This is a genomic window from Geothrix sp. (assembly GCF_020622065.1).
Classification (GTDB): domain Bacteria; phylum Acidobacteriota; class Holophagae; order Holophagales; family Holophagaceae; genus Geothrix.
Genome location: NZ_JAHRYQ010000001.1, coordinates 1,882,028 through 1,907,835, shown reverse-complemented (window position 1 = coordinate 1,907,835; position 25,808 = coordinate 1,882,028). Strand labels below are relative to the sequence as shown.

Genomic DNA, 25,808 nt, shown 5'->3' with positions numbered 1-25,808 from the left:
AGGTTAGCACGCTTATCAAATCGAAATAATTTAAAGGCTGAATTAATTGATGTAAGCAATTGGCTCGAAACCTGCCCAGAAGAACTTCAGATGAGGAGTTCCCTATTGAGCCTTCTAGAGGCATTGATTCGAGGCGTCGTTTTCTGGACCGGCATGTTGACGGGCGCTGCCCTTGTGGGTTCCCAGTCCGGATGCGCCCGCCTGCACACGCACTTACCAGCCCCGGGACTCCCATCGCCCCGGTAGCCGTCATGGCTGTCGGTCTGAACGGCTGAGACCGAACCCCCCGAATGACATCCATCCATCGCGTCGATGACTCCCGCCCGCTGGCGGGGGTGGGGCGCCTGACTGAAGTCGTGCACGACGCGTCCATGCAATGCATGCAGGACGCGAATCCACCAAAAGGAGTACCCAAATGAACAGAGTCGAAAGTCTACTGACGCGGTCGATGGTCCCCATGGGATTGCTGCTGATCGCGCTGGCGGCGGGATGCCGAGGGGGCGACCCCATCCTGGGCGGTGGCAGCCTGGCTGCCAATCTCCAGGCTGCGCCCACCGTGACTGCCGTGGCCCCCGTCAATAACGCCACGGCCGTGCCGGTCAACAATACGGTCATCACGGCCAGCTTCAGCGAACCGATGGCCCCGATCACGGGAACGGCGACCTTCACGGTGACCGCCGCCAGCCCGGCGGTGTCTCCCACGGGCACCGTGGCGCTGGACGCCACCAACCGGATCGCCACCTTCACGCTGGCGCCCGCCACCACGCTGGCAAACCTGACGGTCTATACCGCGACGATCACCGGCGCCAAGAGCCTCGCGACGGGCCTTCCGTTGGCGAGCCCCTATGTCTGGCGCTTCACCACGGGGATCGCGGTGGATGCGACCCGCCCCCGGGTGACGCTGACCGTTCCCGCGACGACCATCCCGGGTCCGACGACCGCCGTTCCCACGAATACGGCCATCACCGCCACCTTCACTGAAGACATGGCTCCGGCTTCGATCAGCGCCGCCAGCTTCACGGTGACGACGGCTGCGCCTGGTGTATCCCCCGCCGGCAGCGTGAGCTATGCCGTGGGTGCCCGGACCGCGACTTTCACGCCTTCCACGCCGACGACGCTGGTCGCCGGTACCACCTACACGGCGACCATCACGACGGCCGCCACGGATCTGGCCGGCAATGCCCTCGCGGGCAACCAGGCCGCTTTACCTGCCGCCAGCAACTACATCTGGACCTTCACCACCGCGGCCCTCGTAACGCCGCCGCCGACCATCACCCTGACCAACCCCGCGAACCTGGCCACGAATGTGGCGGTCAACAGCTCGGTCAATGCCACCTTCAGCAAGGCCATGGACCCCTTGACCCTCACCACGGCCACCTTCACGGTCCAGCCCACCGGCCCGCCCTTGGGTTCTTTGGTGGTGGGTGCGCTCACCTACAATGCGGTCACCCAGATCGCGACTTTCACTCCCACCAGCCCCCTGGCCGCCAGCACCTCCTATACGGCCACGATCACGGGTGCCAAGGACCTGTCCGGCAATGCCCTGGTCGCTGGACTCGCCTCCAATCCCTGGACTTTCACCACGGGTACAGTCGCAGCACCCGGTGGCGTTGCGCTGGGTTCGGCCGGCACCTTCGGCATCATGGCGACTGCAGCGATCACCAATACCGGTGCCGGCACGCTCATCAATGGGGATGTGTCTCTGGAACCCGGAACCTCCAATGGGCTGCTGCCCGTTCAGGTCAACGGCACCATCCACATCAATGACACCGTCTCGCATCAGGCTCGTATCGACCTCCTGGTCGCCTACAACTTCGCCAAGAACCTGCCTCCCGGAACCACCATCTCGGCCGGTGCCGACCTGGCGGCCGTCTATCCTCTCGGCGTGCCCCCCGGAACCTACACCTCGGGCAGCACGATCCTGGTCTCGACGCCTCTGATTCTCGATGCGGGTGGCAACGCGAATGCCGTCTGGGTCTTCCAGATCGGCTCCTCGCTGACCACCACGGCCAGCGTGTCGCTCGCCAATGGGGCTCAGGCCAAGAATGTGTTCTGGGTACCCACCCTGGATGCGACGGTCGGCGTTGGAACCATCTTCTACGGAACCATCGTGTCGGGCCGGGATGTCACCGCCAAGACCGGCTCCGTGATCAACGGCCGGATTCTGGCCGGTGCGACGCTCGCTGGAACCATCGCCTTGGACACCAACACCGTCAATGTCCCCGCGCCTTAATGGGCCTTCCAAGAACATTCATCCTTCCTAGGAGAAAGTCATGAAGTTATCTAAAATCTCAGGGATGCTGGGCCTGGTGGCACTCGCGATCGTGGCCAGCCCGCAGGCCATGGCTCAGGATTCGGGTTGGTATGCCGGGTTCAATGTCGGCCAGAGCAAGGCGAAAATCGACGATGCCAGGATCATCAAGGGCATCGTACCGGCCGGGTTCGTCGTTACTTCCATCCACGATGACGACAGCAGCACGGGCTTCAAGGTCCTGGGCGGGTATCAGTTCAACCGCTACTTCGCCTTTGAAGGCGGCTACTTTGATCTGGGCAAGTTCGGCTACAAGGCGACGACCCTGCCGGTCGGCACGCTGAACGGCGAGATCAAACTGAAAGGCTTCAACTTCGATGCCGTGCTGAGCCTGCCCTTCACGGAGAAGTTCTCCGTGTTCGGCCGGGTCGGCGTGACCAATGCCGAAGCCAAGGACGCCTTCTCCGGAACGGGCGCGGTGATCGTGCTGAAACCCAATCCCAGTGAACGGGCCACCAATATCAAATTCGGCGGGGGCCTGCAGTACGATTTCACCAAGTCCTTCGGGATGCGCGCCGAAGTGGAGCGCTACCGCATCAACGATGCCGTCGGGAACAAGGGTGACATCGACATGGCTTCGATCGGGTTCCTCTTCCGGTTCGGCCGGGGCTCCCATGCCGCTGCCCCCTATGTGCCGGCGCCTGAGCCCACCGCCTACGCGCCTGAGCCCTACCTGGCTCCGGTCCCGGTGGTCGTCCCCGCCCCGGTGGCCCGGACCCAGCAGTACTGCACCATCCTCGATATCCAGTTCGAGATCAACAAGGACGATATCCAACGCGAAGAATCCGAACGGTTCGCCGTGATCGGGACCTTCCTGGCGAAATACCCCGACACCACGGTGGTCATCGAGGGCCACACCGACAACATCGGAGCGACGGATCACAACCTCGCGCTGTCCAAGCGCCGAGCGGAGAATGTGGTGACCTACCTGGTCGAGCAGAACCACATCGATCGCTCCCGGCTGACCGCCGTCGGATACGGGGATACCCGCCCCGTGGCGGACAACAGCACGGAGGAAGGTAAGCGGCAGAATCGGCGCATCAACGCCGTGGTTTCCTGCGTCACGGACATCGAGGGCCTGAAGGTGGCCCCCGCCAGGATGACCATGGCCATGGAAATCGAATTCGACCCCTTGAAAGACGAAGTCACGCCGCAGCATCGCGAGGATCTTCGCCGGGCGGCCAATTTCCTCAAGGCCAATCCCTCTGTCACAGCGACGGTGGAAGGGCACGCCGGCAAGGTCGCGGCTACTGATGCCGAGGCCATGGCCATTTCCAAGCGCCGGGCCCAGAACGTGGTGAATTACCTGGTCGACAACTTCGGTGTCGAGCGATCACGCCTGACGGCCGAGGGTTTCGGAAAGACGAGGCGCTTCGCCTACAGCACGACCCTTGAGGGTCAGCAGGAGAACCGCCGGGTCAACATCATCATCAACTACCCCAACACCACCAAGCGCTAGAAGCAGGCCGGGATCATTGAACCGCCACGCCCCAAGGGGCAGAAACGAGAACGAACCATGCGACACATCCAACTCAATCCCCGCGCGGCCCTCATGGCCACCATCGCGCTGACTGCGGTCGGCCTCCCCCTCCGGGCCGCCGACCAGGACCACAAGATCGAGTCCTCCGCCAGGAGCAGCTACAACTTCATGACCTACCTGAAGGACGACAACATCAAGGTGGCCTCCAGCAAGGGCGTGGTCACCCTGACGGGCACGGTTTCCCAGGGGTACCACAAGGCCCTGGCTCAGGACACCGTGGAAGGCCTCGCTGGCGTCAAGAGCGTGGTCAACAACCTCATGGTGGTGGGCGATCAGCCCCCCGAGCGCTCCGATGGCTGGGTGACCATGAAGGTGAAGGGGGTTCTGGCCTTCCACAAGAATGTCAGCGCCAGCGCCACGGAGGTGAACACCAACAACGGCGTTGTCACCCTCAGCGGCAAGGCCGACTCCGAAGCCCAGAAGCAGCTGACCACCGAATACGCCATGGATGTGGAAGGCGTCACGGAGGTCCGCAACAACCTCGTCGTATCGAAGGGGGCCCATCGGACGCTGGGGGCCAAGGTGGATGACACCTCCATCACGACCCAGGTGAAGACGGCCCTGCTGTTCCACAAGTCCACCCATGCCCTGGCGACCAAGGTGACCACCAAGGACGGCATCGTCACCCTCCACGGGGAAGCCAAGAATGCCGCTGAGCGTGATCTGGTGAGCAAGCTCGCCGAAGACATCAACGGCGTGAAGAGCGTCCACAACCGGATGACCGTCAAGTAGTCCGGGCCTTCAACCCCGGTCCCCCGCCACCGCGGGGGATCGGGCTTCACCCCCTCAGAAGGAGGAACCATGCTGTGGACCATCGCCGTCATTTTGATCGTTCTTTGGGCCCTTGGCCTCGTCAGTGCCTACACGATGGGGGGCTTCATCCACATCCTGCTGGTGCTGGCCATCGTCGTCGTCCTCGTCCGGGTCATCCAGGGTCGACGAGTTCTCTGAAGGAAACCTGCATGCCCGAGAACCGCCGAACCTACGAAGGCAGCCTGGAAGCCCAGTTGGAACAGTGGAAGGATGACCTGGCGCTTCTCAGGGCCAAGGCCAGCCGGGTGGGAACCGATCCCGCCCAGTACGAGGAATCCATCGCTGCCATTCAGCACCAGCACGATACGGCCAGCTATCACCTGAGCAGCCTGAGGGGTGCCAGTGATGGCGCCTGGCAGAGCGTGAAGGCCAGCACTGAAACAGGTTGGATGGAATACAAGGCGCTCTAGGATCCAACCTTCGAATCCGCACCCACCCCCTCGGTCATCGCCAAGGTGGGGCTCCGTTCGCCCCGACCTGGATGACCTCCCCACGGAGCCAGACATGAGCAAGCATCAAGCGCGAGCCAGACACATCATGTTCGATGAAAAGACCACGGATGAATTGGTGGTCCTGCTGAACCAGACCCTGGCGGACACGCTCGATCTGGCTTATCAGACCAAGCAGGCCCATTGGAATGTGAAGGGCTACAACTTCTACGGGCTCCATTTGCTGTTCGACAACCTCTACGGTCAGTTGAGCACCTATGTGGATGACTTTGCCGAACGAGCCGTCACGATCGGCGGCCAGGCCCTGGGCACCCTCCGGTCTGCCAGCAGCCGATCCCAGCTCGACGAGTACCCCTTGGATGCCCTGGGCAGCAAGGCCCATGTGGATGCCCTGGTGGACCGCTACGGTGAGTACACCAGCCGGGTACGCCAGGCCATCCGCAAAGCCGAGAAGCTGGGCGATCCCGACACCGCGGATCTATACACCTCCGTGAGCCGCGCCATGGACAAGGCGCTCTGGATGCTCACGGCCCATCAGGAAGTCTGACCCGTTCCGGAGGCTGCCATGCCCCTCGCCCTTGAGATCACGCTCATCCTGGTATTGCTCGCCCTGGCGGTGGGACTGGTGCCGCTGCTCATCCAACTGCGCCGCACGGCCAAGGGCCTGGATCTCTTCCTCTCGTCCACGAGGAAGGATCTGGCCCAGATCGCTGAGGATGTGCACGCCTCCAGGTTGCGCATGGATCACCTGGCCGGATCCCTGGCTGTTTCCCTGGGCGATCTGTCCGCCTTCACGAAGTCCCTCGGAGAAGTGGGGGGAACCGTGAAGGAATGGCATGCCCGCTTTCGCACCACCTTGGAATCCGCCTCCCGCACCATCGGCGGCGTCATCGGAGGGCTCAGCACCGTGCTGGCCTTCTTCAAGAGCAAGCCAACCTCTCACGAACCTGACTAGGACCATGACCATGACCGAATCCAAGACTTCTTCCTACGGCCCCACGCTTCTCACATTCCTCGCCGGTGCTGCCGTCGGCGCCGTGGTGGTGGCCCTGACCACGCCCAAGACCGGTCCCGAACTCCGCGGGAACCTGAAGGACCTCGCCGCCCGCGCGAAATGCAAGGCAGGGGCGCTGGCCGATGAGGCGGGCGATACCTGGGATGACCTGAAGGGCAGGACGACCCTGGCGGCCAATGACCTGAAGCGTGGCGTGGCTGACGCGGCCAGCGACCTGCGGGGCTGATCGATCGAACATTCTGCCGCATGGCCCTCGCCATCCGGGTCCGGAGGCGTGGGCTGACCCATTCATGGACCCTTTGAAGGACCTACACATGATCATGTGGAAAACGATCCCATTCATGACCGCGCTCCTGGTGGCCCAAGCGGGCACTCCGACCGCGGCGCCCACTCCTTACCTCAATGCCGCCCCCTCTCCGCAGGCCCAGTCCACGACGGTGCCCCTGTACCGGGTGACGGTCGTCCAGGGTTCCGCCAAGGCCATCAACTACCGGAACCTGAAGCACTCCACGGAGATCGACCTCCTGGGCACGGTGCTCGTCGCGAACGCCTCCGGCGAGGCCCGGGTGAAGAGTGAAGACGGGGCGATCCAGATCACCGCCAAGTTCAAGAATCTCCCTCCGGCCTCGAGCTTCGGCGGCGAGTTCCTCACCTATGTGGTGTGGGGGATCTCCCCCGAGGGCAACGCCACGAATCTGGGAGAGCTCCTCCTGGAGAGGGGTAAGGGCAAGATCAAGGTCACCGAGAAGCTTCAGACCTTCGGTCTCATCGTGACCGCCGAACCCTATTTCGCCGTCAGCCAGCCCAGCAATGTGGTCGTGATGGAGAATGCGATCCGCAAGGGCTCGAAGGAGCAGTTCGAGTTCATCGACGCCAAATTCGAGCTGTTGAAGCGGGGTCAGTACACCCTGAACCTCGACGCCATGGCGCCGTTGGCCATGGATGAGAAGACGCCGTTCCATGTCTTCCAGGCCCGCAATGCCGTGCGGATCGCCCGTGCCACCGGGGCCCAGGCCTATGCCTCCGAGGCGTTCGGCAAGTCCGAGAGCTACCTCGCCCAGGCTGAAATCAAGGAGGGCGGCAAGAAGGCCCGAGTCATGGCGGCGAAGGAAGCCGTGCAGAGGGCTGAGGATGCCCGCCTGATCTCGGTCCAGAAGCAGAATGTGGAACGGCTGGCCCTGGAGCGACAGGGTGCCCAGGACAAGCTGGATGCGTCCAAGCGGGAGACCGCCATGGCTGCCGCCGCCGAGGATGCCGCCCTTCAGAAGACCCGCCAGGCTGAGCTGGAGAATGCTGGGCTCAAGGCCAGGAACGAGGGGCTCCGGGCCAATAACGAGGGTCTTCGGGCCAAGCTGATGGAGCAGCTCAATGCGGTGCTTCAGACCCGGGCTACGGCCCGCGGATTGATCGTCAACATGTCCGGCGTCCTCTTCCAGAACGGGAAAGCCACCCTGCTGCCCGCCGCGCGGGAGAAGCTGTCGAAGATCGCGGGGATCCTGTCCACCCACAAGGGGCTGAAGGTCGAAGCGGACGGTTTCACGGACAGCAACGGCAGCGATGCCCTCAATCAGCATCTGTCGGAACAGCGCGCCAAGAACACGATGGATTTCCTCGTGAGCCAAGGTGTCGCCAGCGATTCCATCACCTTCAAGGGATTTGGGAAGGAAAGCCCCATCGCCACCAATGAAACGGCTGCGGGCCGGCAGGAAAACCGGCGCGTGGAACTGGTCGTATCCGGCGACGGCATTACCGGACAGAAGAGCGCAGGCCTCTAGGTTCCGCGGGTCCCTTCCGGATCCAAGTCATTCACCCTCCCTCCGACCCACCCGTGAAGATCCAGGCGACTGGCATGGCTTCACGGGTGGACGCACCTTACCTCTGGGCCCCGCATTCATCCGGGATGCGTCTCTGAACCATCCGACGGGGCCTTGCTCTTGAACGATCTCACCAACCATCAATGAGACCACGCCCTGGTGCGTGAAGGACCGCAGGGAGGACCCATGCTCAAGGAAATCAATGGCATCCAGATCGCCTATACGGATGTGGGGGAGGGGTCCCCTCTGCTTTTCGTCCACGGCTTCCCCCTCAGCCGGGGGACCTGGTCGAAGCAGGTGGCAGGCTTCAAGGCCCATCACCGGGTGATCGCACCGGACCTGCGGGGTCTGGGAGAAAGTGCCTCGAGCCCGGGACCGGTGGCGATGAGCCGCTTCGCCGAGGACCTTTACGCCCTGATGCAGCGACTGGCCACGGGGCCGGTCGTCCTCGTCGGCCACTCCATGGGCGGCTATGTGGCCCTGGCGTTCGCGAAGGCCTACCCCAAGGCGCTGCGGGGACTGGTGCTGGTGGGCACGAAGGCTGGCAAGGATTCGCCCGAGGCGGCCGCTGCGCGGCGTGCCACGGCAGAAAAAGTACGGGCGGAAGGCGTTTCAGTGGTGGTGGATGCCATGGCCCCCAAGATGCTCTCCCCCGGCCATGACGATCCGGCCATGGTGTCCTTGGTCCGCGGGTTCATGGCCGGCTCCAGGCCCGAGGGGGTCATCGGGGCCCTGCAGGGGATGGCGGATCGGCCCGACGCGACCGCCTGGCTCGAGCAGATCCGAGTTCCCACCCTCGTAATCACCGGCACCGACGATGCCATCATCCCGCCCAGCGAATCCGCAGCCCTGGCGCAATCCATTCCTGGCGCCAAGCTCCAATCCATTCCGAAAGCCGGTCACCTCGTGGCCTTCGAGCAGGCCGAGGCCTTCAACGCGGGTTTGAGCAACTGGCTGACCTCCGAGAAGGCCACCCAGTGATTCCGAGAGCCTTTTCCAGGGACCCGGTGTGCCCGCTGGGCATCCTTTCGATCCATCGGAGGCACCATGCATGAACCCCGCGAGATCGCCTCTCGCCTGATGGGAGTGTCCTTCGAGGCCCTGGACGAGCGGGCCAAGAAGGTGGCGAAGCATGTGGCTGGTCGAAAGCACATCGTCCGGAACATTTCGGATGAGCTGGAGTCTGGCAGCACCTTCGGCCAGCGGGCCGCCGACGCCGTGGCGACCTTTGGAGGCTCCTGGACTTTTGTCGGCCTGTTTGCCGCCATCATGCTCCTCTGGGTCGGGCTCAACGCCTTCCTTCTGATGAGCCGCGGCAAGACCTTCGATCCCTATCCCTTCATCCTCCTCAACCTCTTCCTGTCCATGCTGGCGGCCATCCAGGCCCCGGTGATCCTCATGTCCCAGAACCGCCAGTCGGAGAAGGACCGGATCCACGCCGAGCACGACTACGAGGTGAACCTGAAGGCCGAGCTCGACATCATGCTGCTGCACGAAAAGATGGATCTGCTCCGGGAGAAGCAATGGGAGGAGCTGTTGGACCTCCAGAAGGAGCAGCTCAAGCTCCTGGCCCAGATGACGCCCGGCGGGACGCCTTCACCATGACCATGGCGGTCTACCCACCGCAGGCCGCGGCCTGGGAGGTGCCTCGGGGCCGGAGCCATGTGGGGAACAGCGTTCGTCCGCCGTCTTGGGCGCGACTCCTCCTCGTGACCGGCCTCCTCCTCTCGGGCTGCGCACGCCTGCCTGAAGTGAACTACCGCAAGGCGCCGCTCGAGGCCCCGGCCACGCCCAGTGTCGTCGACGGCCAGGGGACCCTCAGCGACAAGGACGCTGCTTCGGTGCTCGCCCGGCGTCTCGGGCACTCGCGGGTGAATGCCAGGGTGTTGGCCGGGCTTGAGGAGGCCGCCACGGGGCGGCCGCTCATCGCGGGCAACAAGGTGACGCTTCTCTTCGACGGTCCCAAGACCATCTCGGCGATGATGGCGGCTGCATCCGAAGCCAAAGACTCGATCAACCTGGAAACCTATCTCTTCGACCAGGACCCCCTGGGGATGAAGTTCGCGGAATTGCTCATCGCCAAGCAGAAGGCCGGCATCCAGGTCAGCATCATCTACGACTGCGTGGGCACCCTGGGAACGCCCCAGGCCTTTTTCGACCGCATGCAGGAAGCGGGCATCCGGTTGCTTCCCTTCCAGCCCGTGAGCCCTCTCCACCGTCCATGGCGCTGGCGGATCAACAACCGCGACCACCGGAAGATCCTGGTGGTGGACGGGAAGGTGGCGTTTGCCGGGGGTGTGAACATCACCGAGGCCTATTCACGGGGGTCGTCCTTCCGGTCCCGTTCCCGGCCCATCGTGGCGGCGGGGTGGCGGGACACCCATATCCAGATCGAGGGCCCGGCCGTGGCCGCCCTGCAGTGGATGTTCCTGGACAACTGGGCCAGCCAGCAGGAAGGGAATCTGCCCGAGCGGGACTATTTCCCCGAGCTGCCGTCCATGGGGGACAAGGTCCTGCGTGTGCTGAAAAGCCAACCGGGCAGCAACCATGAAATCTTCAAGGCGTATCTCCTGGCCATCCAGGGCGCGACGAAATCCATCCACATCACCGCGGCCTACTTCATCCCGGACGCCCAGATGTTGAAGGCGCTGCTGGGCGCTGCCAAACGGGGCGTGGAGGTGAAGATCATCCTGCCCAATATCTCCGACAGCTGGCTCTCCAGCCATGCCCGGCGTTCCTTCTACGCCCCGATGCTGAAGGCCGGCATCCGGGTCCACGAGCTCAAGAGCTCGGTTCTGCATGCCAAGACGGCGGTGATCGACGGCGGCTGGTCCACGGTGGGATCCACCAACATGGACATGCGGAGCTTTCTCCACAACAAGGAGGTGAACATCATCGTGTTGGGAGACGGCTTCGGGCGGGAGATGGAGGATGCCTTCCGCGAGGACCTGCGGGATTCCCGCGAGATCACCCTGGTGCAGTGGAACGACCGGCCCCGGGGGCAGCGATTCAAGGAGTGGTTTGCGCGCCTCTTTGCCTACTGGCTCTGAGGCGGGCGGGGTTCCAGATGCCCATATCGCTTCTTCACTTTGAAGGTCACCATCCTTCAACTTGATGGAGTAGCCCCGCGCGTCGCGCTGCCATTGTTGGCATTAATCAAGTTATATAAAGACTAAACAACTGGCACGAATCGCGCTCTTGTCTGGGGGCATATGGGAGGTGAAGACCATGAAGGCATTCGGGCTCATCAACATCGGGATCCTGCCCTTGCTCCTCGAAGCCATGACGCCGGTCTATGCCCAGCGGGAACCGCGCGAACAGGAGCCCCGGCGGCCCAATCAGGAACAGGAAGCCAGGCCCGACAAGCAGCGACCGCAGCCTGCGGCCGCGAGGGAATCCTCTCGCCAGAGGCCGGAGCGGCAGCCGCAGGAGTCCCGACCGGAGCGAGCGCAGCCGCAACCAAGACCCATGGCGCAGGAAAACCCCCGGCGTCCGGTGGATCCCATCCCTGATCGACGGCCTCGAGCGGGTACACCCGTCCGTCCCGATGAACCGCGCCGTTCACCGGCTCCCCAGAGTCGGGGCGGCTACGAGAGTCAACACCGGGGAGCCTGGGGCGACCGTCGTGCGCAGGATTGGCGGGCCGAGCACCGCAGCTGGCAGCAGCGGGGCGGCTACTCCGGCTACCGGATTCCCGAGGATCGGTACCGCAGCTATTTCGGTTCCCGCCATGGGTTCCGGATGTTCAGCTTCCCCCTGGTGGTGGTCGGCGGCTACCCCCGCTTCCAGTTCGGAGGACTGTGGTTCAGCGTCCTGGATCCCTGGCCCGAATACTGGTCCGAGGATTGGTACGGCCGCGATTATCTGTACATCGAGTACTACGGGGGCGGCTACTACCTGCGCAATCGCACGCATCCCCGAGATCGAATGGCGCTCACGGTGTTCATCAACTAGACCCTGCCCGAGACACGCAGCCATGGCTGAGAAGCCACGGCACGGCGGCCCGAGGGAGCGCGAATGGGATGGGAACACCCCATCAACCTGATGAGTCCCGTCGCCTCGGGCCCTCACGCAACCGGGACAAGACCCGTGAATCGTTCAGGTCAGGACGACAACACGGCACCTGCACCATCAACCTGTGGCCAAGGAGGCCTTCATGAACAACCGTTTGGCAAGATTGGCTCTACCCGCCGTGCTCGCGGCCTTCAGTTGCATGCCCGCGTCTGCCCAGATCAGGATCGGCGTGGATCTCGGAGCCATCCGCATTCGGGTCGCCCCGGATGCTCCCCCTCCGCCTCAGCGGGAAATCCGGATGGAGCGACCCAGCCGGAACCATATCTGGATCGCGGGCTACTGGGATCGCCAGGATGACCGCTGGGCCTGGGCCCCCGGCCGCTGGGAACAGCCGGGTCAGCGCGGTTCCAGGTGGGTCAAGCCCCGGTACCAGCCCGAATCTGGAGCCTACCGTTACGAGCCCGGACACTGGTCCCACCAGCGCATGGAAGAGGGCGAGGACTACAGCCGCTGGCGCAATGAGCGCGGCCGTGGGCATGGAAAGCACGGCGATCATGACCGGGATCGCGGGCGGGACGACCGCCAGCGCGACCACTAGGGATCCTGGCATCGACAGGCACGAACCGGACAGGGCAGGGGGATTTCTCCCCTGCCCGCTTTTTTGGGAGCGCGCCGATGGAAAACAAAAAGCCCCTTGATGTCTCAAGGGGCTCATTGGTGGACCTGATCAGGATCGAACTGACGACCTCTGCATTGCGAAAGCGAAAAAAAGGTGATAGGCGAATAATGTCGGAAGGCTTAAGAAACAGATAAAACAGGAACATAGTAGTTTATCTTCCGTTTGCATATTATACGGTTTGGGACTACCTTTTGAGCACCGTTTGAGCACGGAACGGGAGGGCTCAGGATGGCTAAGACCAAGCGCAGCGCCAAATTCGACACTTCAACCGCCCGCAAAAAATTGGCTCGTGGGAAGGTGCATCAGGAGCCCCTGAAGGATGGGCAGTATCTCTGCTACCGGAAACCGGAGAGCGGGGCCGCTGGTTCCTGGTCTGCCCGGTGGCGGTATGAGGGGCAGATCCTCCAGACCAAGCTGGGCGCAGCCGATGATCACCACGCCTCGGATGGGGAGACGATCCTGAGCTACAAAGAAGCGCAGGATAAGGCGAAGAAGTGGTTTCAGGAACGGACAGAGCAGGCCCTTGAAGGTGAGGGCATCACCATTCAAAAAGGCCCCTACACCGTGGCCCAGGCCGTCGCCGATTACCTGCGGGAGATGAAGAACAAGGGGCGCAAGTCCATTGCCACCTCGGAGAGCTACGCGAAAACACACATCATTCCTGCCCTGGGTGAGATCCCCCTGGCGAAGCTGAACAAGCGCAAATTGGAAGATTGGCTTTCATCGGTGGCCGCGAAGCCTCGAATGAAAACCGGATTCGGGATGAGCGAGGCCACTGAGACCTGGGCCAAGAAACCGACCGAGGATCAGCTTCGAGCCCGAAAGAACACGGCGAATCGAATCCTCTCGATCCTGAAGGCCGCCTTGAATCTCGCCCTCAGAAACACCAAGGTTTCGAGCCATCGAGCGTGGATTCACGTTGCCCCGTTTGAGTCCGTGGTGAAGTCTCGCGTCCGGTTCCTGAGTCAGGAAGAGGCCCAGCGCCTTGTGAATGCCTGCCCCCCAGACTTCAAAAGCCTTGTGCAAGGTGCCCTCCTGACGGGAGCCCGATACTCCGAACTGGCAAGGCTTCAGGTGCGGGACTACAACGCCACGGCGGGAACCATCCTCATTGCCGAATCGAAAAGCGGGAAGTCCCGTCAGATCGTCCTGACGGATGAAGGCCGATCCCTACTCGACGGGCTGTGTGCCGGGAAGGTAGCCGATGCAGCCGTGTTCCAGCGCGACACCTGGAAGCGGACACTTCGGAAGGATCTGGGCTCATCCTGGGGGCACTCAGACGCCGCAACCTTCATGGAGGTCTCCTGCAAGGCCGCTAAGGTCGGATCGGTGCGCTTCCATGAACTCAGACACACCTATGCCTCCATGCTCGTGAACGCTGGATGCCCCTTGGTCTATGTCGCTGCCCAGCTTGGCCACGCTGATACCCGGATGGTCGAAAAGCACTATGGGCACTTGGCCCCGAATGCCCTTGCTGATGCCGTGCGAAAGCTGATGCCAGACCTGGGCTTGGTGAAGCGCCCGAAGGTTGCGGGCCTGAAGATCAAGACGGGGGGTGCCTCGTGACCCCTGAGCAGCGCCTTGAAGCCTACTTCCCGCAAGCCCTGGCCATCCTGGGCATCCCTGCCGATCCCCGCGCCTGGACAGACTTTGGAGAGACCCAGGCCCGTGCCTTCGCTGCCTTGGAGCTTCCCCGCCGCCACGCCCGCCAAGATGCTGCCCAGGATGCCGGGGAGCCCCCGCGCCTGGAGCGTGATGAGGCCGCGAAGGTGGCCCGCCTTGCCCGTGATCTACGGGAAGCCCTCCAGGATGCAGGCCCAGACCTTCAACGCTCCATCGCGGGCCTGTGGGAGGGCCGCACAGGTGGCAGAGAGGGTGCCACCTTGGCCCAATGGGCACAGGCCGCCCCTGCGTTTCCCGCTGCCCTGACGGGTGGCCTGGAGGCACTGGAGGGCATCGCACGGGACAGAGCTGAACACCTGCGGGGGAGCATCGCCCGTCAGCACAAGCCGGAGACCCCGGATGCCGCCCTCGTGCGGGAAGCCCTGGCCCTGGCCAAGCGGTGCAGGGTGAGCCAAGAAAAGGGGCTTCAACTGGCCCGCCTCGCGTTCGAGGCCAGCACGGGCAAGGCCCCCAAGGGTGAGGACTGGGGCCGATCTGCGAAGCGTAGGCAGTCCGTCAAGTGACGGAACCTCGCCTCTGATCGCAGGTTTCGACACTTCCAGAGACAGACGGCGGAACACAACCTCTGAGCATCGCGGATGACACCGCTACCGCCCGGAGGAACACATGAAAGCCGCTACCGTCCCAACCCCTGAGCCGTCCCTGGTTCCCGAACGATTGATGACCCTGAAGCAGGTTGCAGACGGGCTCGGAGTCACCCTTTCGACTGTCTACGTCCTGCGAGGCCGTGGCGAGTTTGAAGTGGTGAAGGTCGGGGCCAAGGCCGCCCGTGTCCGTGCAACTGAATATGCCCGCTACATCGGCACCCTGAAGAAAGGGTAGGCCATGACCCCCGCGCCGACTGGGCAGGAGGCGCAACAGAACGACGCGACGACCTCGGGACCGACCACCCCTCTTGCCTTCTTCAAAGTCTGGACACTTGAAGTCCAGGGTGATCCAGCGTTTCAGGCCATGACAGACGCAGACTTGGGCTTCCTCATCCGCTGCAAGTGCGTTGCCGCCCGGAGCGGGGGATTCATCCCAACCGATGGGAAGGCGCTTGGAAGGCTGCTCTCAAGGCGCTCTGATCATGCCCTTAAGAGCCTGTCTAGGGTGGCCTTCCTCTTCGCTGAAGATCCATCTAGACCGGGCTTCCTGTTGATCCCAAGCGTCCTTTCCGAGGTGGCCGCATACGCCAAAAAGTGTGGTGCCAACAGGGAAAACGGCAAAACAGGTGGCCGCCCACGGAAAAACCCAGTGGGTTCCTGTGGTGAAACCCAAGCGGTTTCCAATAAGAAGAACGAAGAAGAAGAAAAGAAAAAGAATCCCCCAAAGGCCCCCAGGGGCACCCGGAAGGGTGAGGTGATCGTCACCTTCCTCCGAGGGGATGAATCCGCTTCTGCTTTCGAGACGACCTGGAAGTCCTGGCCAGCTTCAAAGCACGTTGACCGTGACGGCAACGAATCCATGCGAGTGAAGCGCGGGGATCGCATGGCCGCTGAAAAGTGCTGGCAGGCCATCGTTGATTCAGGAGAGGCCACGCCTGATCAGCTTCGCCGGGTGGCCGAACTCTACGTCACGAAGCACCCCAAGGTGGCCGAAGGCTTTGTTCAGCACGTCAGCACCTTCCTTGCACCTGCCGGTGGCCGTTGGGCCGAAGGTCTGCGAACTCTCCGGGCCTTTGAACATCAACAGGCCGCGCCCCAACCCGAATCCGCCATGCCCTGAAAGGAGCCGCCATGCGAAGCACCGGAACACCCGTTCGAGTCTGCCGAGAACCCGCCCCCCTGATCCTCTCTCGATCCGAGGTGGAAGCCCTGCCACTGAATCACCCCCGCCGCCCTGAACTGTTGGCACAGATCGAGGCCAAGGAAACCGCCGTCAACGCCGCGCACGCTGCCCGTCAGCCCAAACCCTAACCCGGCGCAACCCCGCGCCATCACCGAAAGGAACACCCCATGAAGTCACTCTCTTTCCTCCAGGCCATCCGCGCCGCCGCAAACAAGCTGGCCCTGCAAGCCGAAGAACTCTACGGCACCGTGCAGGGGCAGGCCGAAGTCATCAAGAACAACAACAACCTGTCCACCCTGGGCAAGAATTCCCAGCTTGAGAACCTGTGCGGCCCCACCCGCGACAAGCTGGGCTTCATGCTGGGGCAGGTCCAGGAACTCAAGGCCGAGGCCGAGCCGGAGCGCGAATTCTGGCTGAACAAGGCCCTTGCCTTCCGCAAGGTATTCATCGAAGAGGCCCTGTTCAAGAACCCCACCCTCGTCCTGGCTCTCCAGCAGGAAGCCGCTTCCCTGCCCGCTGACGCCCTCATGCTCCATGCCCGTGATGCTGCCGATACCGAAAGCTGGCTCCGCGTCTGGGCTCTCTCCATCCGTGAGCCCCAGGCCGCCGAACTCTTCCCGACTGCCAACCGCGAAGCCATGGCCCTGCTCGAACTCATTGACGGGCATGTCGCCATCGTTGAACGCGCCTTCCGCATGGTGAAAACCAGCCTCATGGATGCGAACACCTCTGGCGTGAACCTGCCCAGCCATAACGCCGCCATCGGGGAAGCCCGCCGAATCAACCGCATGGTGGCTGCCCAGGCCGTCCTGAGTGGCAACTGACCCCCACTTGCCCCCACTTGCCCACGAGGGGGCCGCGCCCTCTCTTCAAAGTCCGAACGCTTGAAAACATGCACCCAAGGGCCGAAACGCCCGCCCCGCCTGGATCTTCGGCCCTTGGGACTGCATCAAACCGCCCTTAGCTGTCGCGTTTCTGCACTCAAACCGCCCTTGGAGGCCCCCAAATGACACGGACCCCAGCGCCCAAGCAACCCATCCGGGGCCGCAAGCTGGCCACCGCCAAAGACGCCATGAAGGCCACCGCCTGGGCTCTGCGGTCCCTGGAAGCCCGAAAGATCACCCCTACCGCCGCCGCGTCCTACTTCCGAGGGGTTGGGATTCTCTTGAAGGCCCTGGAAGTGTCCGACATTGAAGGCCGCCTGAACCGACTGGAAGAACTCGCCAAGCTGGAGAACCCCGATGCCTTCTGAGACCTTCACCCCGCGCCCCCGTGCAACCCTTCGCCGTGGTCCCACCGGGGCCATCATCGCCGCCTCGATCAAGGTGCATCGCCGCCCTGGTGAGAGTGCCGCCGCCTTCCAATGCAGGCTCCAGAGGGACTTCGGCGCGGTCATGGAGGCCCACCGGGAGCATGAGCCCCTGGCCCCGATGCCCGAAGGGGACTTCGGCGGGGAAACCCCTTCAATCCCCACCGCGCCCGTCTGCAAGGTGGAAGGCTGGATTCGGAACGGATTCAACGCCATCCAGGGTGCCCGCCTGCGAACGCTGGGGCCGAATGGCCGTTCGTTCGAGGTGATGATGCGCGGCATGGATGAGATTGGGGGCCTGTATGGGTTCCTCAATCGCCTCCAGGCCGAACACAACGCCCTGATCCCACAGGATGCCTTTATCGAGGCCCTGGCCCGGTTCTCCTGCCACGAGGATGAGCCGTGACCTACCGCGCCCGCCTTCATCGCCTGGAGACCATCACCCGCCCCGTCTGGGTTTGCGCCTTCTTTCCCGCTGGGAGTGCCGAGCCCACGAGTGCCCACGCCTTCGATGGGAAGCAACGCCACGAGTCATTCACCCGCGCCGATGGTGAGTCTGTGGAAGCCTTCCGGGGCCGCCTCCAGTCCAGAGGGGCAGACCTTCGCCGCGCTGATCTCATGGCCCGCGCCTTCGCCGCTGTGATGCAGGGGGGCTTCATGGACCCCGAACCCGACCCCGACCCGGAACCCGAAGAGGTGATGCCGTGACCTATCCGCCCTGCGAACTTTCCATCCGGCGATCCTGGAAGCTGGAAGCCGAAGGCGGGAACCACGCCGAACAGGTGGACCGCGCTGCCCTGGCCCTCATCCAGATCATTCGGGAGGATGCCGAGCCGGGAGACTTGATCTTCTTGAGGTTCAAACGCTCGAACGGGTTCCCTGAAACCTTGCGCCTTGTGGTTCAGCATGGGCCGCGCCTGCTCTGCCCAGCCCACCCCCCGGAACTTGGTGGGGACACCGTTCGCCGTGTCCAGGCCGTCTATGGGCTCAAGTCTGTGATTCACTTCGCCGCTACCACCTGACCATCGGCCCTGGGCATCGTGAGCCCTGCCCAGGAACCGTGCCCCCCTCCAGACCTGCCCCTGGAGGGGGGTTTCTCTTTGTAGGCATCCAGAGGCCCCAGCGGACCTTCCCCCCTGCGTCAATTTGCCGTGTCTCACCCTCTTGGGGTGTGATGGTGGCCCCGATGGGGTCAACTGGCCTTAAATCGCCTGCTAGGCCCATTCCTGGGCATAATTCCGCCATGTTCCGCCATCTTGCGGGAACACCTAGACCCAGCATCGGCGCGGGTTTGGCCTAGAGAATGGCCCCTTCAGGCACCCCAGAGTAGGGCAGGGGCTCGCCTGTCCTGATGGCCGCTTCCACCCGATCCCAAAGGCCGCCGTCCCACGAGACGAAGCCCCAGGGGTAGAACAGGCAGGCGAACCGCGCCTCGTAAGCCTGCATCAGGGCTTCCATCTCCTGCCCGGTGCGCTCTCTCGTGGCCCCTTGGTTCGACACTCTGCCCCCCCTTTGGTGAACAGGATATGCCCGAAGTCACCCGGCACCATCCGCGTCGATCTGGGACCGGGTTTTGAGCACCGTTTGAGCAGGAGGCCGCGCTCAAAAAAATGATGCCGCTTAAAAACAAGTAGCCCCCTGATTTCTCAAGGGGCTTTTGGTGGACCTGATCAGGATCGAACTGACGACCTCTGCATTGCGAACGCAGCGCTCTCCCAGCTGAGCTACAGGCCCATGAACCTTTAGTCTAACGGGCCGGCATTCGGCGTCAATGGCCGACCGGCGGGGTGCCGGCCGGCCATGGGCACGGGGACCTACATCAGGGACTGCATGATCTCGTTGAGGGTGGCCTCGCTGGGCTTCAGCTGGGCCTCGCCGAGGCTGTTCAGGGGCTCGTCCACCAGGTTCAGCACCTGGGGCAGGGGGGGCTGGGTGGGGTTGATGTAGAGCAGGCCCGTGAGGAACTCGCCCTTGGCCATGGACTCGTGGACGGCCTTCATGGCGCCGAAGCGATCCGTGGGGTCGTAGCCCTCGTGCGTCGCCTTGATGGCGACCTTGGAGCCGTCGGGGAAGGTGACGATCTCGGTCTGTCCGGCGGGGATCTCCACATCCTCGACTTCGGAGTACTGGATGAAGCCCAGGTCGTGGAGGGGAAAATCGTGGTCCTTCACATGCTTGTATGAACGGGTCGAAGCATCGTGGTTGTTGAAGGTGACGCAGGGACTGATGATGTCGAGCACCACGGTGCCTTCGTAGGCGAAGGCGGCCTTGAGGATGGTGTTCAGCTGCTTGGGGTTGCCGGAGAAGCACCGGGCCACGAAGCCGCAGCCCAGCTCGATGGCCAGGGTGCAGGGATCGATGGGCGGCAGGTCGTTCACGGCGCCGCTCTTGAGGTGGGAACCCTTGTCGGCAGTGGCGGAGAACTGTCCCTTCGTGAGGCCGTAGACGCCGTTGTCCTCGATGATGTAGATCATCGGAATGTTGCGCCGCACCGCGTGGACGAACTGGCCCATGCCGATGGACATGGAATCGCCGTCGCCGGAGATGCCGATGTTGATGAGGTTCCGGTTGGCCAGCGAGGCACCGGTGGCGATGGAGGGCATGCGGCCGTGGACGCTGTTGAAGCCCCAGCCCTGGTTGATGAAGTAGGCGGGTGTCTTGGACGAGCAGCCGATGCCGGAGTATTTGGTGACACGGTAGCCTTCGAGGTTGGACTCGAAGGCGGCGTTGATGATCTGGGCCGTGATGGCGTCGTGGCCGCAGCCCGCGCAGAGGGTGGACTTGGAGCCCACATAGTCCTGCTTGGTGAAGCCGAGCTTGTTGGTCGGAGTGGCCGGAGGGTTGGGAGCGGAAGGGGTGGCGGTGGTCATGGTCGGCTCCTTACTTCTGCTCGAAGGCGGTGATCTGATCCACGATGCACTTGGCGTCGATGGCGTGGCCGTCGTAGTGGAGGACGCTCTTGAACTTGGTGGCGTACTCGGGATAGGTTTCGCGGAAGAGGTTGGCCATCTGGCCATCGCGGTTCTGCTCGACGATGTAGATGACCTTCTTCTCCTTCACGAAGGCATCGACCTCGGCGGTGAAGGGCAGGGCGCGCAGGCGCAGGTAGTCCGTCTTCAGACCGGTTTCGGCCAGGATGTCCTGGGCCTCGATGACGGCGGGATCACTGGAGCCGAAGGCCAGGACACCCTTGTCGGATCCCAGGTTGCGGAAGACAGGGCCGGGCACATGGGTCTTGGCGGTCTCGTACTTCCGCTTCAGGCGGTCCACCACGGCGAGGTAGTCCTCGGGCTTCTCGGAGTACTGGGCGTAGGCGTTGTGCCCCGATCCGCGGGTGAAGTAGGCCCCCTTGCCGCCGGGCGTGCCGGGCAGGGAGCGGTAGCAGATGCCATCGCCGTCCACATCCTTGTAGCGGCCCCAGTCCTGCATGTCGGCCAGCTGCTGCTGGTTGAGCACCTTGCCCCGGTCATAGGGCTTGGTGGGGTAGGCGAAGGGTTTGGAGGACCAGTTCTGCATGCCGAGGTCGAGGTCGGTGACGACGAAGATCGGCGTCTGGAAGCGCTCGGCCAGATCGAAGGCGTCGTAGGAGAACTGGAAGCACTCCTCCATGGTCCCGGGGTAGAGGTTGATGTGCTGGGTATCCCCGTGGCTGGCCTTGGCGCAGAGCTCCACATCGGACTGCTGGGTGCGGGTGGGAAGGCCGGTGCTGGGGCCCGTGCGAGCCACATTGAAGAACACGCCCGGGGCCTCCACATAGTAGCCCATGCCGATGAACTCGCTCATCAGCGAGATGCCGGGGCCCGCGGTGGAAGTCATGGATCGGGCGCCGGCCCATCCCGCCGAGAGCACGACGCCCGCAGAGGCGAGCTCGTCCTCCATCTGCACAATGGCCACGGTGGACTTGCCGGTCTTGGGGTCCTTGCGGTACTCCTCGGCGTATTCGATGAAGGTCTCGACCAGGCTGGAGGCGGGCGTGATGGGATACCAGCCCACCACGGTCACGCCGGCAAAGAGCGCGCCCAGGGCGCAGGCCTCGTTGCCGTCCACGATGATGAGGCCCTGGGTCTTGTTGTCGCGGATGACCTTGATGTGGTCCTGGTCCTCGAGGTTCTCCATGGCCCAGTCGTAGCCGGCCGTGCAGGCGGTCTGATTGAGTTCGACGGCCTTGGCCTTGCCCTTCAGCTGCTTGGCGATGGCCTTCTTGACCTCCTCCATGTCGATGCCGAGCAGGCGGGCGGCCACGCCCACATAGATCATGTTCTTCACCAGCTTGTGCAGCTTGGGCTCGGGGCAGGAGGCCGTCACGAGCTTCTGGAAGGGCACGGGGATGTAGGCCAGGTCGCCGCGGAGCTTGTCGAGCTGCAGGGGCTCATCGTAGATCACCAGCGCTCCGGGATCGGCCTTGGCGATGTCGTCCTTGGCGGTCTCGGGGTTCATCAGGATCAGCATTTCGTTGCTGGCCTTGCGGGCCACATAGCCCTTGGCGCTGGCGCGGATGGTGAACCAGGTGGGCAGGCCCGCGATGTTCGAGGGGAAGAGGTTCTTGCCACTGACGAGCACGCCCATCTGGAAGATGGCGCGCAGCAGAACCGTGTTCGCCGTCTGTGAACCCGATCCGTTGACCGTGGCCACCTGGATGGAAAAATCATTGATCCTGGTTTTCGCTCCTCCGGAGGCGGCAGGGGCGGCGAGGGTGGCAGTCATAGGACTCCTTTCTCATCGGGGCAATGGCGACGAAGAGGGCGTAAATGCTTGGCCCGCCACGCCATCGTCCAGTATGGCAGACGCTCCCAGGGCCATCCAGGAAAGGTAATGAAAGGGAGGATCGGACGGGTCTGAAATAAAGCGAAAAAAAAGGGATTGACGACCCAGGGATCGGCTCTTACCTTGGAGCCATGAAAGCCAGTGACCTCACCAAGCGACAGCAGGCCGTGCTGAAGTTCATCCGCACCTTCGTACAGGCGGAAGGACGCAGCCCCACGCTGGCGGAAATCGCCAAGGGGGTGGGTTCCAGTGCGGTGTCCACCATCCACAAGCATGTCCAGCACCTCATGGACAAGGGTTTCCTCGTCCGCAGCCACGGCAAGGGCAACAACCTCGTGGTGGCCGCGGGCACCGGGACCGAGGGGCCCGCGCCGCGAAGCGAGCGCCCCGAGCCGGTACCCGCCATGAAGATTTTCCCCTTCTGCGGCGATGTGGCCGCCGGCTCGCCCATCCTGCCGGAGAGCCGGGCTCTGCCCATCGAGGTGCCCAACAGCATCCACCGCCAGCGGGATGAACTCTTCGTCCTGCGCGTCCGGGGCGACTCTATGGTGGACGATGCCATCCTGGACGGCGACCTGGTGGTCCTGCAGCGCAAGGGCGAGTACCGCAACGGGGATCGGGTGGTGGCCCTCATCGACCGCGAGGAAGTGACCCTCAAGGAATTCCGTCGGGATGCCAAGGGCGTGTGGCTGATCCCCCACAACCCCGAGCTCCAGCCCCACTGCTATCCGCCTCAGCGCATCGACATCCAGGGGCTGCTCGTGGGTGTCATGCGCAGCTGTTGACGAAACGCCCCCGACGAAACGCTACCGGCAATACTCGGCCGGCGGAGCCTTGATGCTGGCTACCGGGGCAGGCGATCGCGGATGGCTGCGCCCATCGCCGCCGTGCCCAGGTCACCCCCGAGGTCCCGGGTTCGGGCGCCGGCTTCGAGGGCACCCGCCACGGCCGTTTCCAGCGCACCTGCTTCCGGCTCCCAGCCCAGGTGCCGGAAGAGCAGGGCGGTACTGAGGAGCATGCCCACGGGATTGGCCAGGCCCTGCCCGGCAAGGTCGGGAGCCGAGCCGTGCACCGGCTCGGCCAGGGCGGCGCAGCGGTGGGGCCGGTGCGGGGCCCAACTCAGGGAAGGCGCCACGCCCATGCCGCCGACGAAGGCCGCCGTGAGGTCGCTGATGAGGTCGCCCAGGTAGTTGTCCGCCGCGATCACGCCGAAGGGGCCTGGATCCTGCACCAGCGCACAGAGCAGGGCATCTGCATGCATGCCTTTGGCGGGCACCTCTGGGAAGGTTTTCTGCAGGTCCTGGAAGACGCGCACCCAGAGTCCATGGCCGTGCTTCAGCACATTGGCCTTGTGGGCCAGGGTCAGGGCGCAGCCACGGGTGCGGGCGCGGGCGAAGGCGGCTTCCAGGAGGCGCCGAACGGCTGGTTCCGTGTGCACGGCCAGGTCGATGGCCCGGCCCGGCTCCGTGGAACCCTGCAGGCAGTAGGGACCCTCCGTGTTCTCGCGGAAGACCTCAATGTCGAGGGTTGGGCCGCTTCCCGGCACCCAGGGCTTGCAGGGGCGGAAGTTCACCGTCAGGTCCAGGCCCTGGCGGAGGCGCAGCAGGATCTCCTCCGCATGGCGGCCGTCTGGCACCCGCGGATCCCCCACGGCCCCGAAGAGAATGGCGTCGCAGCCATCGCGCAGTTCGGCAAAGGCGGAGCTCGGGAGGGTCTCTCCCGTGCGGAGGAAGTGGTCCGCGCCGTAGGGGAGGGGCTGGGTCTCGAGGTTCCGCCCCCGGGATCGGGCCCAGGCCAGGCAGGGAATGGCCTCGGCCATGACCTCTCGGCCGACGCCGTCGCCGGGGATGAGGGCGATGCGAACCATCTTGTCCAAGGCCAGAACTCCCATCGAAGAGCCGATGGTGCCACACTCCACCATCTTCCTGGAGGCTCGCATGGATCGGGGATGGAGGGCTGGCATGGGAATCATCGCGATGCTGGGGCTGGCTTCAGCGGCCGAGGTGGCGGAAGGGACCAAGGCTCCGGCCTTCGAGGCGCGCGACCAGCACGGGGCTCTGGTGCGCCTGGCGGACTTCCAGGGGAAATCGGCGGTGGTGCTCTACTTCTATCCCAAGGACGACACGCCGGGCTGCACGGCCCAGGCCTGCAGCCTGCGGGATGGCTTTTCGGCGATCCAGGCCGCGGGCGCCGTCATCCTGGGCGTGAGCGCGGATACCAGCCAGAGCCACCAGGCCTTCGCGGAGAAGTTCCACCTGCCCTTCAGCATCCTGGCGGACCCCGACCGGCGCATCATCGAGGCCTACGGCGTGAAAATGCCCCTGCTTGGATTCGCCAAGCGGGTTACTTTCCTCATCGACCGGCAGGGCGTCGTCCGGAAGGTGATCCGGGACATCCGCACGAAGGACCACGACCAGCAGGTGCTCGCCCTCCTGAAGGGAATGCCCTAGGGCCGGGAAATCCTGCATTTGCATTGAGCCCGGATGGATTTCCGGGCTAAACTTTTTTCTACCAAGAGGTTCAAGAATGGTGTTCTTCAACCACGCCACCCGGCAGATGACGGCGAAAATCGTCTACTACGGGCCCGGCCTGTGCGGAAAAACCACCAACCTCAACACCATCTACGGCAAGACGAGCCAAAAGGCGCGCGGCGAGATGGTGAGCCTCAACACCGAGACGGACCGCACCCTGTTCTTCGACCTGCTGCCGATGGATGTGGGCATGGTGGGCGGCTTCAAGACCAAGCTCCAGCTCTACACCGTGCCCGGGCAGGTGTTCTACAACAGCACCCGCAAGCTGGTGCTCAAGGGCGTGGATGGCATCGTCTTCGTGGTGGACAGCCAGGTGCCGATGCTGGATGCCTGCCGGGAGAGCTGGCAGAACCTGGAGGAGAACCTCCGGGAGCTGGGCCTGGATCTCCACGACATCCCCGTGGTCTTCCAGTGGAACAAGCGGGACCTGAAGAATGTGGTGTCCGTCGAGCAGCTGGAATCGGTCTTCAATTCCCGCGGACTCCCCAGCTTCCAGTCGGTGGCTTCGGATGGCACCGGTGTGTTCGAGACCCTGCGCGGCGTCACCAAGCTCGCCCTGTCGCACATCAAGACCCATGTGCTGGGCGAGGCCCAGGCGCCCAAGGCCCCCGCGCCGGTCTCGCTGGCCCAGCCGGGCGTGGAGGCGCTGACCCTGTCGGACCTGCCCTCGGTCACCGACCTGCTCGACATGGAGGCCCCCGCCCAGGCTTCAGCCTCTGGAAGCGTGCCGCTGCCCGACGAAGACGACGACACGGGCCTTTACATCGAGGCGCCCCACTTCCTCGACGCCCCCCCGCCGGCGGAGCCGCCCGCGGCGGATGACAGCATCACCTTCCTGTCAGGGGATGAGGCGGATGACCTGTCTCCTTCCTCTCTGGTCCTGGATGAGGAGGAGATGGAAGTCCTTCCCGAGATCGAAGCCTTGCCGGCCTCCGAGCCTGTTCCACCGACTCCCGAGATGCCGCCGGCTCCTGAGATGGCACCGGCTCCTGAAGCTCCGGCTCAGCCCGTCCCCGTTCGTCCGGCGGCCCATTCCACGGCCCGTCCCGCCCCGAAGGTGGATCCGTTGGCGGCCCTCGCCTCGCTGAAGGTGGAGGCCCGGCGCCCCACGCTCCG

29 protein-coding genes, 1 tRNA gene and 1 pseudogene are annotated in these 25,808 nt (G+C 63.9%); 26 read left to right on the top strand and 5 right to left on the bottom strand.

All coding sequences use genetic code 11. The annotated features are described in order from the left end of the window. Nucleotides 1-415: 415 nt before the first annotated feature. From QZ647_RS08920 to QZ647_RS08810, 23 genes are all read left to right on the top strand, one after another. Nucleotides 416-2,233, top strand: a complete 1,818-nt coding sequence (locus QZ647_RS08920; protein ID WP_291271821.1) for an Ig-like domain-containing protein — start codon at nucleotides 416-418, stop codon at nucleotides 2,231-2,233. Between the two features lie 40 nt (nucleotides 2,234-2,273). Beyond that, nucleotides 2,274-3,770, top strand: coding sequence for an OmpA family protein (locus QZ647_RS08915; protein ID WP_291271820.1), 1,497 nt, complete (start codon nucleotides 2,274-2,276; stop codon nucleotides 3,768-3,770). Nucleotides 3,771-3,827: 57 nt separating this feature from the next. Then, on the top strand, nucleotides 3,828-4,583 hold the full coding sequence (locus QZ647_RS08910) for a BON domain-containing protein (RefSeq protein WP_291271819.1): 756 nt from the start codon (nucleotides 3,828-3,830) through the stop codon (nucleotides 4,581-4,583). A 69-nt stretch (nucleotides 4,584-4,652) separates the two neighbouring features. After that, nucleotides 4,653-4,802, top strand: a complete 150-nt coding sequence (locus QZ647_RS08905) for a lmo0937 family membrane protein (protein WP_291271818.1) — start codon at nucleotides 4,653-4,655, stop codon at nucleotides 4,800-4,802. 11 nt (nucleotides 4,803-4,813) lie between these two features. Beyond that, nucleotides 4,814-5,074, top strand: coding sequence for a hypothetical protein (locus QZ647_RS08900; protein WP_291271817.1), 261 nt, complete (start codon nucleotides 4,814-4,816; stop codon nucleotides 5,072-5,074). Between the two features lie 94 nt (nucleotides 5,075-5,168). Further along, the gene (gene dps / locus QZ647_RS08895) at nucleotides 5,169-5,660 is read left to right on the top strand and encodes a DNA starvation/stationary phase protection protein Dps (protein ID WP_291271816.1); all 492 of its coding nucleotides are present in this window, start codon (nucleotides 5,169-5,171) and stop codon (nucleotides 5,658-5,660) included. Between the two features lie 18 nt (nucleotides 5,661-5,678). After that, a complete protein-coding gene (locus tag QZ647_RS08890) occupies nucleotides 5,679-6,068 on the top strand; it encodes a hypothetical protein (protein ID WP_291271815.1) in 390 nt (129 codons plus the stop codon). Between the two features lie 10 nt (nucleotides 6,069-6,078). Beyond that, nucleotides 6,079-6,354, top strand: a complete 276-nt coding sequence (locus QZ647_RS08885; protein WP_291271814.1) for a YtxH domain-containing protein — start codon at nucleotides 6,079-6,081, stop codon at nucleotides 6,352-6,354. Nucleotides 6,355-6,469: 115 nt separating this feature from the next. After that, nucleotides 6,470-7,903: an OmpA family protein gene (locus QZ647_RS08880; protein WP_291271813.1), complete on the top strand. Its 1,434-nt coding sequence runs from the start codon at nucleotides 6,470-6,472 to the stop codon at nucleotides 7,901-7,903. A 225-nt stretch (nucleotides 7,904-8,128) separates the two neighbouring features. Then, a complete protein-coding gene (locus QZ647_RS08875; RefSeq protein ID WP_291271812.1) occupies nucleotides 8,129-8,923 on the top strand; it encodes an alpha/beta fold hydrolase in 795 nt (264 codons plus the stop codon). A 66-nt stretch (nucleotides 8,924-8,989) separates the two neighbouring features. Next, a complete protein-coding gene (locus QZ647_RS08870; protein WP_291271811.1) occupies nucleotides 8,990-9,547 on the top strand; it encodes a DUF1003 domain-containing protein in 558 nt (185 codons plus the stop codon). Further along, nucleotides 9,544-10,992: a cardiolipin synthase gene (cls, locus tag QZ647_RS08865; protein WP_291271810.1), complete on the top strand. Its 1,449-nt coding sequence runs from the start codon at nucleotides 9,544-9,546 to the stop codon at nucleotides 10,990-10,992. Before QZ647_RS08870 ends, cls begins: the two co-directional genes overlap by 4 nt. Before the next feature lie 178 nt (nucleotides 10,993-11,170). Then, entirely contained in the window at nucleotides 11,171-11,896 is a 726-nt protein-coding gene (locus QZ647_RS08860; RefSeq protein WP_291271809.1) for a hypothetical protein, read from the top strand. A gap of 202 nt (nucleotides 11,897-12,098) precedes the next feature. Then, a complete protein-coding gene (locus QZ647_RS08855) occupies nucleotides 12,099-12,554 on the top strand; it encodes a hypothetical protein (protein WP_291271808.1) in 456 nt (151 codons plus the stop codon). Between the two features lie 309 nt (nucleotides 12,555-12,863). Beyond that, nucleotides 12,864-14,201, top strand: coding sequence for a site-specific integrase (locus tag QZ647_RS08850; RefSeq protein ID WP_291271807.1), 1,338 nt, complete (start codon nucleotides 12,864-12,866; stop codon nucleotides 14,199-14,201). Then, nucleotides 14,198-14,821: a hypothetical protein gene (locus tag QZ647_RS08845; RefSeq protein ID WP_291271806.1), complete on the top strand. Its 624-nt coding sequence runs from the start codon at nucleotides 14,198-14,200 to the stop codon at nucleotides 14,819-14,821. Before QZ647_RS08850 ends, QZ647_RS08845 begins: the two co-directional genes overlap by 4 nt. Before the next feature lie 103 nt (nucleotides 14,822-14,924). Further along, complete coding sequence (locus QZ647_RS08840) at nucleotides 14,925-15,140, top strand: helix-turn-helix domain-containing protein (protein ID WP_291271805.1); 216 nt, start codon at nucleotides 14,925-14,927, stop codon at nucleotides 15,138-15,140. A 3-nt stretch (nucleotides 15,141-15,143) separates the two neighbouring features. Further along, on the top strand, nucleotides 15,144-16,025 hold the full coding sequence (locus QZ647_RS08835; protein ID WP_291271804.1) for a hypothetical protein: 882 nt from the start codon (nucleotides 15,144-15,146) through the stop codon (nucleotides 16,023-16,025). A gap of 11 nt (nucleotides 16,026-16,036) precedes the next feature. Then, nucleotides 16,037-16,216 carry a hypothetical protein gene (locus tag QZ647_RS08830; RefSeq protein ID WP_291271803.1) on the top strand — a complete coding sequence of 60 codons (180 nt, stop codon included), beginning with the start codon at nucleotides 16,037-16,039 and terminating at the stop codon, nucleotides 16,214-16,216. A gap of 39 nt (nucleotides 16,217-16,255) precedes the next feature. Further along, the gene (locus tag QZ647_RS08825; protein ID WP_291271802.1) at nucleotides 16,256-16,912 is read left to right on the top strand and encodes a hypothetical protein; all 657 of its coding nucleotides are present in this window, start codon (nucleotides 16,256-16,258) and stop codon (nucleotides 16,910-16,912) included. A gap of 182 nt (nucleotides 16,913-17,094) precedes the next feature. After that, a complete protein-coding gene (locus QZ647_RS08820; protein WP_291271801.1) occupies nucleotides 17,095-17,340 on the top strand; it encodes a hypothetical protein in 246 nt (81 codons plus the stop codon). Further along, complete coding sequence (locus tag QZ647_RS08815) at nucleotides 17,330-17,803, top strand: hypothetical protein (RefSeq protein ID WP_291271800.1); 474 nt, start codon at nucleotides 17,330-17,332, stop codon at nucleotides 17,801-17,803. The genes QZ647_RS08820 and QZ647_RS08815 overlap by 11 nt, the downstream gene beginning before the upstream one ends. Then, nucleotides 17,800-18,105, top strand: a complete 306-nt coding sequence (locus tag QZ647_RS08810) for a hypothetical protein (protein ID WP_291271799.1) — start codon at nucleotides 17,800-17,802, stop codon at nucleotides 18,103-18,105. The genes QZ647_RS08815 and QZ647_RS08810 overlap by 4 nt, the downstream gene beginning before the upstream one ends. 588 nt (nucleotides 18,106-18,693) lie before the next feature. Here the strand turns inward: QZ647_RS08810 and QZ647_RS08805 are convergent. The 4 genes from QZ647_RS08805 to QZ647_RS08790 all read right to left on the bottom strand — a co-directional run bounded on the left by QZ647_RS08805 (nucleotide 18,694) and on the right by QZ647_RS08790 (nucleotide 22,101). Continuing rightward, on the bottom strand, nucleotides 18,694-18,843 hold the full coding sequence (locus QZ647_RS08805) for a hypothetical protein (RefSeq protein ID WP_291271798.1): 150 nt from the start codon (nucleotides 18,841-18,843) through the stop codon (nucleotides 18,694-18,696). A gap of 212 nt (nucleotides 18,844-19,055) precedes the next feature. After that, nucleotides 19,056-19,131: transfer RNA gene (locus QZ647_RS08800), tRNA-Ala, on the bottom strand. An 80-nt stretch (nucleotides 19,132-19,211) separates the two neighbouring features. After that, on the bottom strand, nucleotides 19,212-20,267 hold the full coding sequence (locus QZ647_RS08795) for a 2-oxoacid:ferredoxin oxidoreductase subunit beta (protein WP_291271797.1): 1,056 nt from the start codon (nucleotides 20,265-20,267) through the stop codon (nucleotides 19,212-19,214). Between the two features lie 10 nt (nucleotides 20,268-20,277). Next, nucleotides 20,278-22,101 carry a 2-oxoacid:acceptor oxidoreductase subunit alpha gene (locus tag QZ647_RS08790; protein ID WP_291271796.1) on the bottom strand — a complete coding sequence of 608 codons (1,824 nt, stop codon included), beginning with the start codon at nucleotides 22,099-22,101 and terminating at the stop codon, nucleotides 20,278-20,280. Between the two features lie 191 nt (nucleotides 22,102-22,292). Between QZ647_RS08790 and lexA the strand changes: the two genes are divergently transcribed. Next, on the top strand, nucleotides 22,293-22,946 hold the full coding sequence (gene lexA / locus QZ647_RS08785; RefSeq protein ID WP_291271795.1) for a transcriptional repressor LexA: 654 nt from the start codon (nucleotides 22,293-22,295) through the stop codon (nucleotides 22,944-22,946). A 59-nt stretch (nucleotides 22,947-23,005) separates the two neighbouring features. Here lexA and QZ647_RS08780 read toward each other — a convergent pair whose 3' ends face one another. Beyond that, entirely contained in the window at nucleotides 23,006-24,028 is a 1,023-nt protein-coding gene (locus QZ647_RS08780) for an isocitrate/isopropylmalate family dehydrogenase (protein ID WP_291271933.1), read from the bottom strand. 94 nt (nucleotides 24,029-24,122) lie between these two features. Between QZ647_RS08780 and QZ647_RS08775 the strand changes: the two genes are divergently transcribed. Further along, on the top strand, nucleotides 24,123-24,611 hold the full coding sequence (locus QZ647_RS08775) for a peroxiredoxin (RefSeq protein WP_291271794.1): 489 nt from the start codon (nucleotides 24,123-24,125) through the stop codon (nucleotides 24,609-24,611). A gap of 76 nt (nucleotides 24,612-24,687) precedes the next feature. Further along, a pseudogene (locus tag QZ647_RS15595) lies at nucleotides 24,688-25,263 on the top strand (GTPase domain-containing protein); the annotation flags it as partial. Nucleotides 25,264-25,808: the final 545 nt, after the last annotated feature.

What these genes read in the sequence shown, in the direction of transcription:
- QZ647_RS08910 (WP_291271819.1), top strand. Translation starts at nt 3,828, where the DNA reads ATGCGACACATCCAACTCAATCCCCGCGCGGCCCTCATGGCCACCATC.
- dps (WP_291271816.1), top strand. Translation starts at nt 5,169, where the DNA reads ATGAGCAAGCATCAAGCGCGAGCCAGACACATCATGTTCGATGAAAAG.
- QZ647_RS08820 (WP_291271801.1), top strand. Translation starts at nt 17,095, where the DNA reads ATGACACGGACCCCAGCGCCCAAGCAACCCATCCGGGGCCGCAAGCTG.
- QZ647_RS08825 (WP_291271802.1), top strand. Translation starts at nt 16,256, where the DNA reads ATGAAGTCACTCTCTTTCCTCCAGGCCATCCGCGCCGCCGCAAACAAG.
- QZ647_RS08855 (WP_291271808.1), top strand. Translation starts at nt 12,099, where the DNA reads ATGAACAACCGTTTGGCAAGATTGGCTCTACCCGCCGTGCTCGCGGCC.
- QZ647_RS08840 (WP_291271805.1), top strand. Translation starts at nt 14,925, where the DNA reads ATGAAAGCCGCTACCGTCCCAACCCCTGAGCCGTCCCTGGTTCCCGAA.
- QZ647_RS08805 (WP_291271798.1), bottom strand. Translation starts at nt 18,843, where the DNA reads ATGCAGGCTTACGAGGCGCGGTTCGCCTGCCTGTTCTACCCCTGGGGC.
- QZ647_RS08885 (WP_291271814.1), top strand. Translation starts at nt 6,079, where the DNA reads ATGACCGAATCCAAGACTTCTTCCTACGGCCCCACGCTTCTCACATTC.
- QZ647_RS08870 (WP_291271811.1), top strand. Translation starts at nt 8,990, where the DNA reads ATGCATGAACCCCGCGAGATCGCCTCTCGCCTGATGGGAGTGTCCTTC.
- QZ647_RS08875 (WP_291271812.1), top strand. Translation starts at nt 8,129, where the DNA reads ATGCTCAAGGAAATCAATGGCATCCAGATCGCCTATACGGATGTGGGG.
- QZ647_RS08915 (WP_291271820.1), top strand. Translation starts at nt 2,274, where the DNA reads ATGAAGTTATCTAAAATCTCAGGGATGCTGGGCCTGGTGGCACTCGCG.
- QZ647_RS08880 (WP_291271813.1), top strand. Translation starts at nt 6,470, where the DNA reads ATGACCGCGCTCCTGGTGGCCCAAGCGGGCACTCCGACCGCGGCGCCC.
- QZ647_RS08815 (WP_291271800.1), top strand. Translation starts at nt 17,330, where the DNA reads ATGCCTTCTGAGACCTTCACCCCGCGCCCCCGTGCAACCCTTCGCCGT.
- QZ647_RS08850 (WP_291271807.1), top strand. Translation starts at nt 12,864, where the DNA reads ATGGCTAAGACCAAGCGCAGCGCCAAATTCGACACTTCAACCGCCCGC.
- QZ647_RS08900 (WP_291271817.1), top strand. Translation starts at nt 4,814, where the DNA reads ATGCCCGAGAACCGCCGAACCTACGAAGGCAGCCTGGAAGCCCAGTTG.
- QZ647_RS08905 (WP_291271818.1), top strand. Translation starts at nt 4,653, where the DNA reads ATGCTGTGGACCATCGCCGTCATTTTGATCGTTCTTTGGGCCCTTGGC.
- cls (WP_291271810.1), top strand. Translation starts at nt 9,544, where the DNA reads ATGACCATGGCGGTCTACCCACCGCAGGCCGCGGCCTGGGAGGTGCCT.
- QZ647_RS08775 (WP_291271794.1), top strand. Translation starts at nt 24,123, where the DNA reads ATGGGAATCATCGCGATGCTGGGGCTGGCTTCAGCGGCCGAGGTGGCG.
- QZ647_RS08860 (WP_291271809.1), top strand. Translation starts at nt 11,171, where the DNA reads ATGAAGGCATTCGGGCTCATCAACATCGGGATCCTGCCCTTGCTCCTC.
- QZ647_RS08795 (WP_291271797.1), bottom strand. Translation starts at nt 20,267, where the DNA reads ATGACCACCGCCACCCCTTCCGCTCCCAACCCTCCGGCCACTCCGACC.
- QZ647_RS08780 (WP_291271933.1), bottom strand. Translation starts at nt 24,028, where the DNA reads ATGGTTCGCATCGCCCTCATCCCCGGCGACGGCGTCGGCCGAGAGGTC.
- QZ647_RS08835 (WP_291271804.1), top strand. Translation starts at nt 15,144, where the DNA reads ATGACCCCCGCGCCGACTGGGCAGGAGGCGCAACAGAACGACGCGACG.
- QZ647_RS08830 (WP_291271803.1), top strand. Translation starts at nt 16,037, where the DNA reads ATGCGAAGCACCGGAACACCCGTTCGAGTCTGCCGAGAACCCGCCCCC.
- QZ647_RS08890 (WP_291271815.1), top strand. Translation starts at nt 5,679, where the DNA reads ATGCCCCTCGCCCTTGAGATCACGCTCATCCTGGTATTGCTCGCCCTG.
- lexA (WP_291271795.1), top strand. Translation starts at nt 22,293, where the DNA reads ATGAAAGCCAGTGACCTCACCAAGCGACAGCAGGCCGTGCTGAAGTTC.
- QZ647_RS08790 (WP_291271796.1), bottom strand. Translation starts at nt 22,101, where the DNA reads ATGACTGCCACCCTCGCCGCCCCTGCCGCCTCCGGAGGAGCGAAAACC.
- QZ647_RS08920 (WP_291271821.1), top strand. Translation starts at nt 416, where the DNA reads ATGAACAGAGTCGAAAGTCTACTGACGCGGTCGATGGTCCCCATGGGA.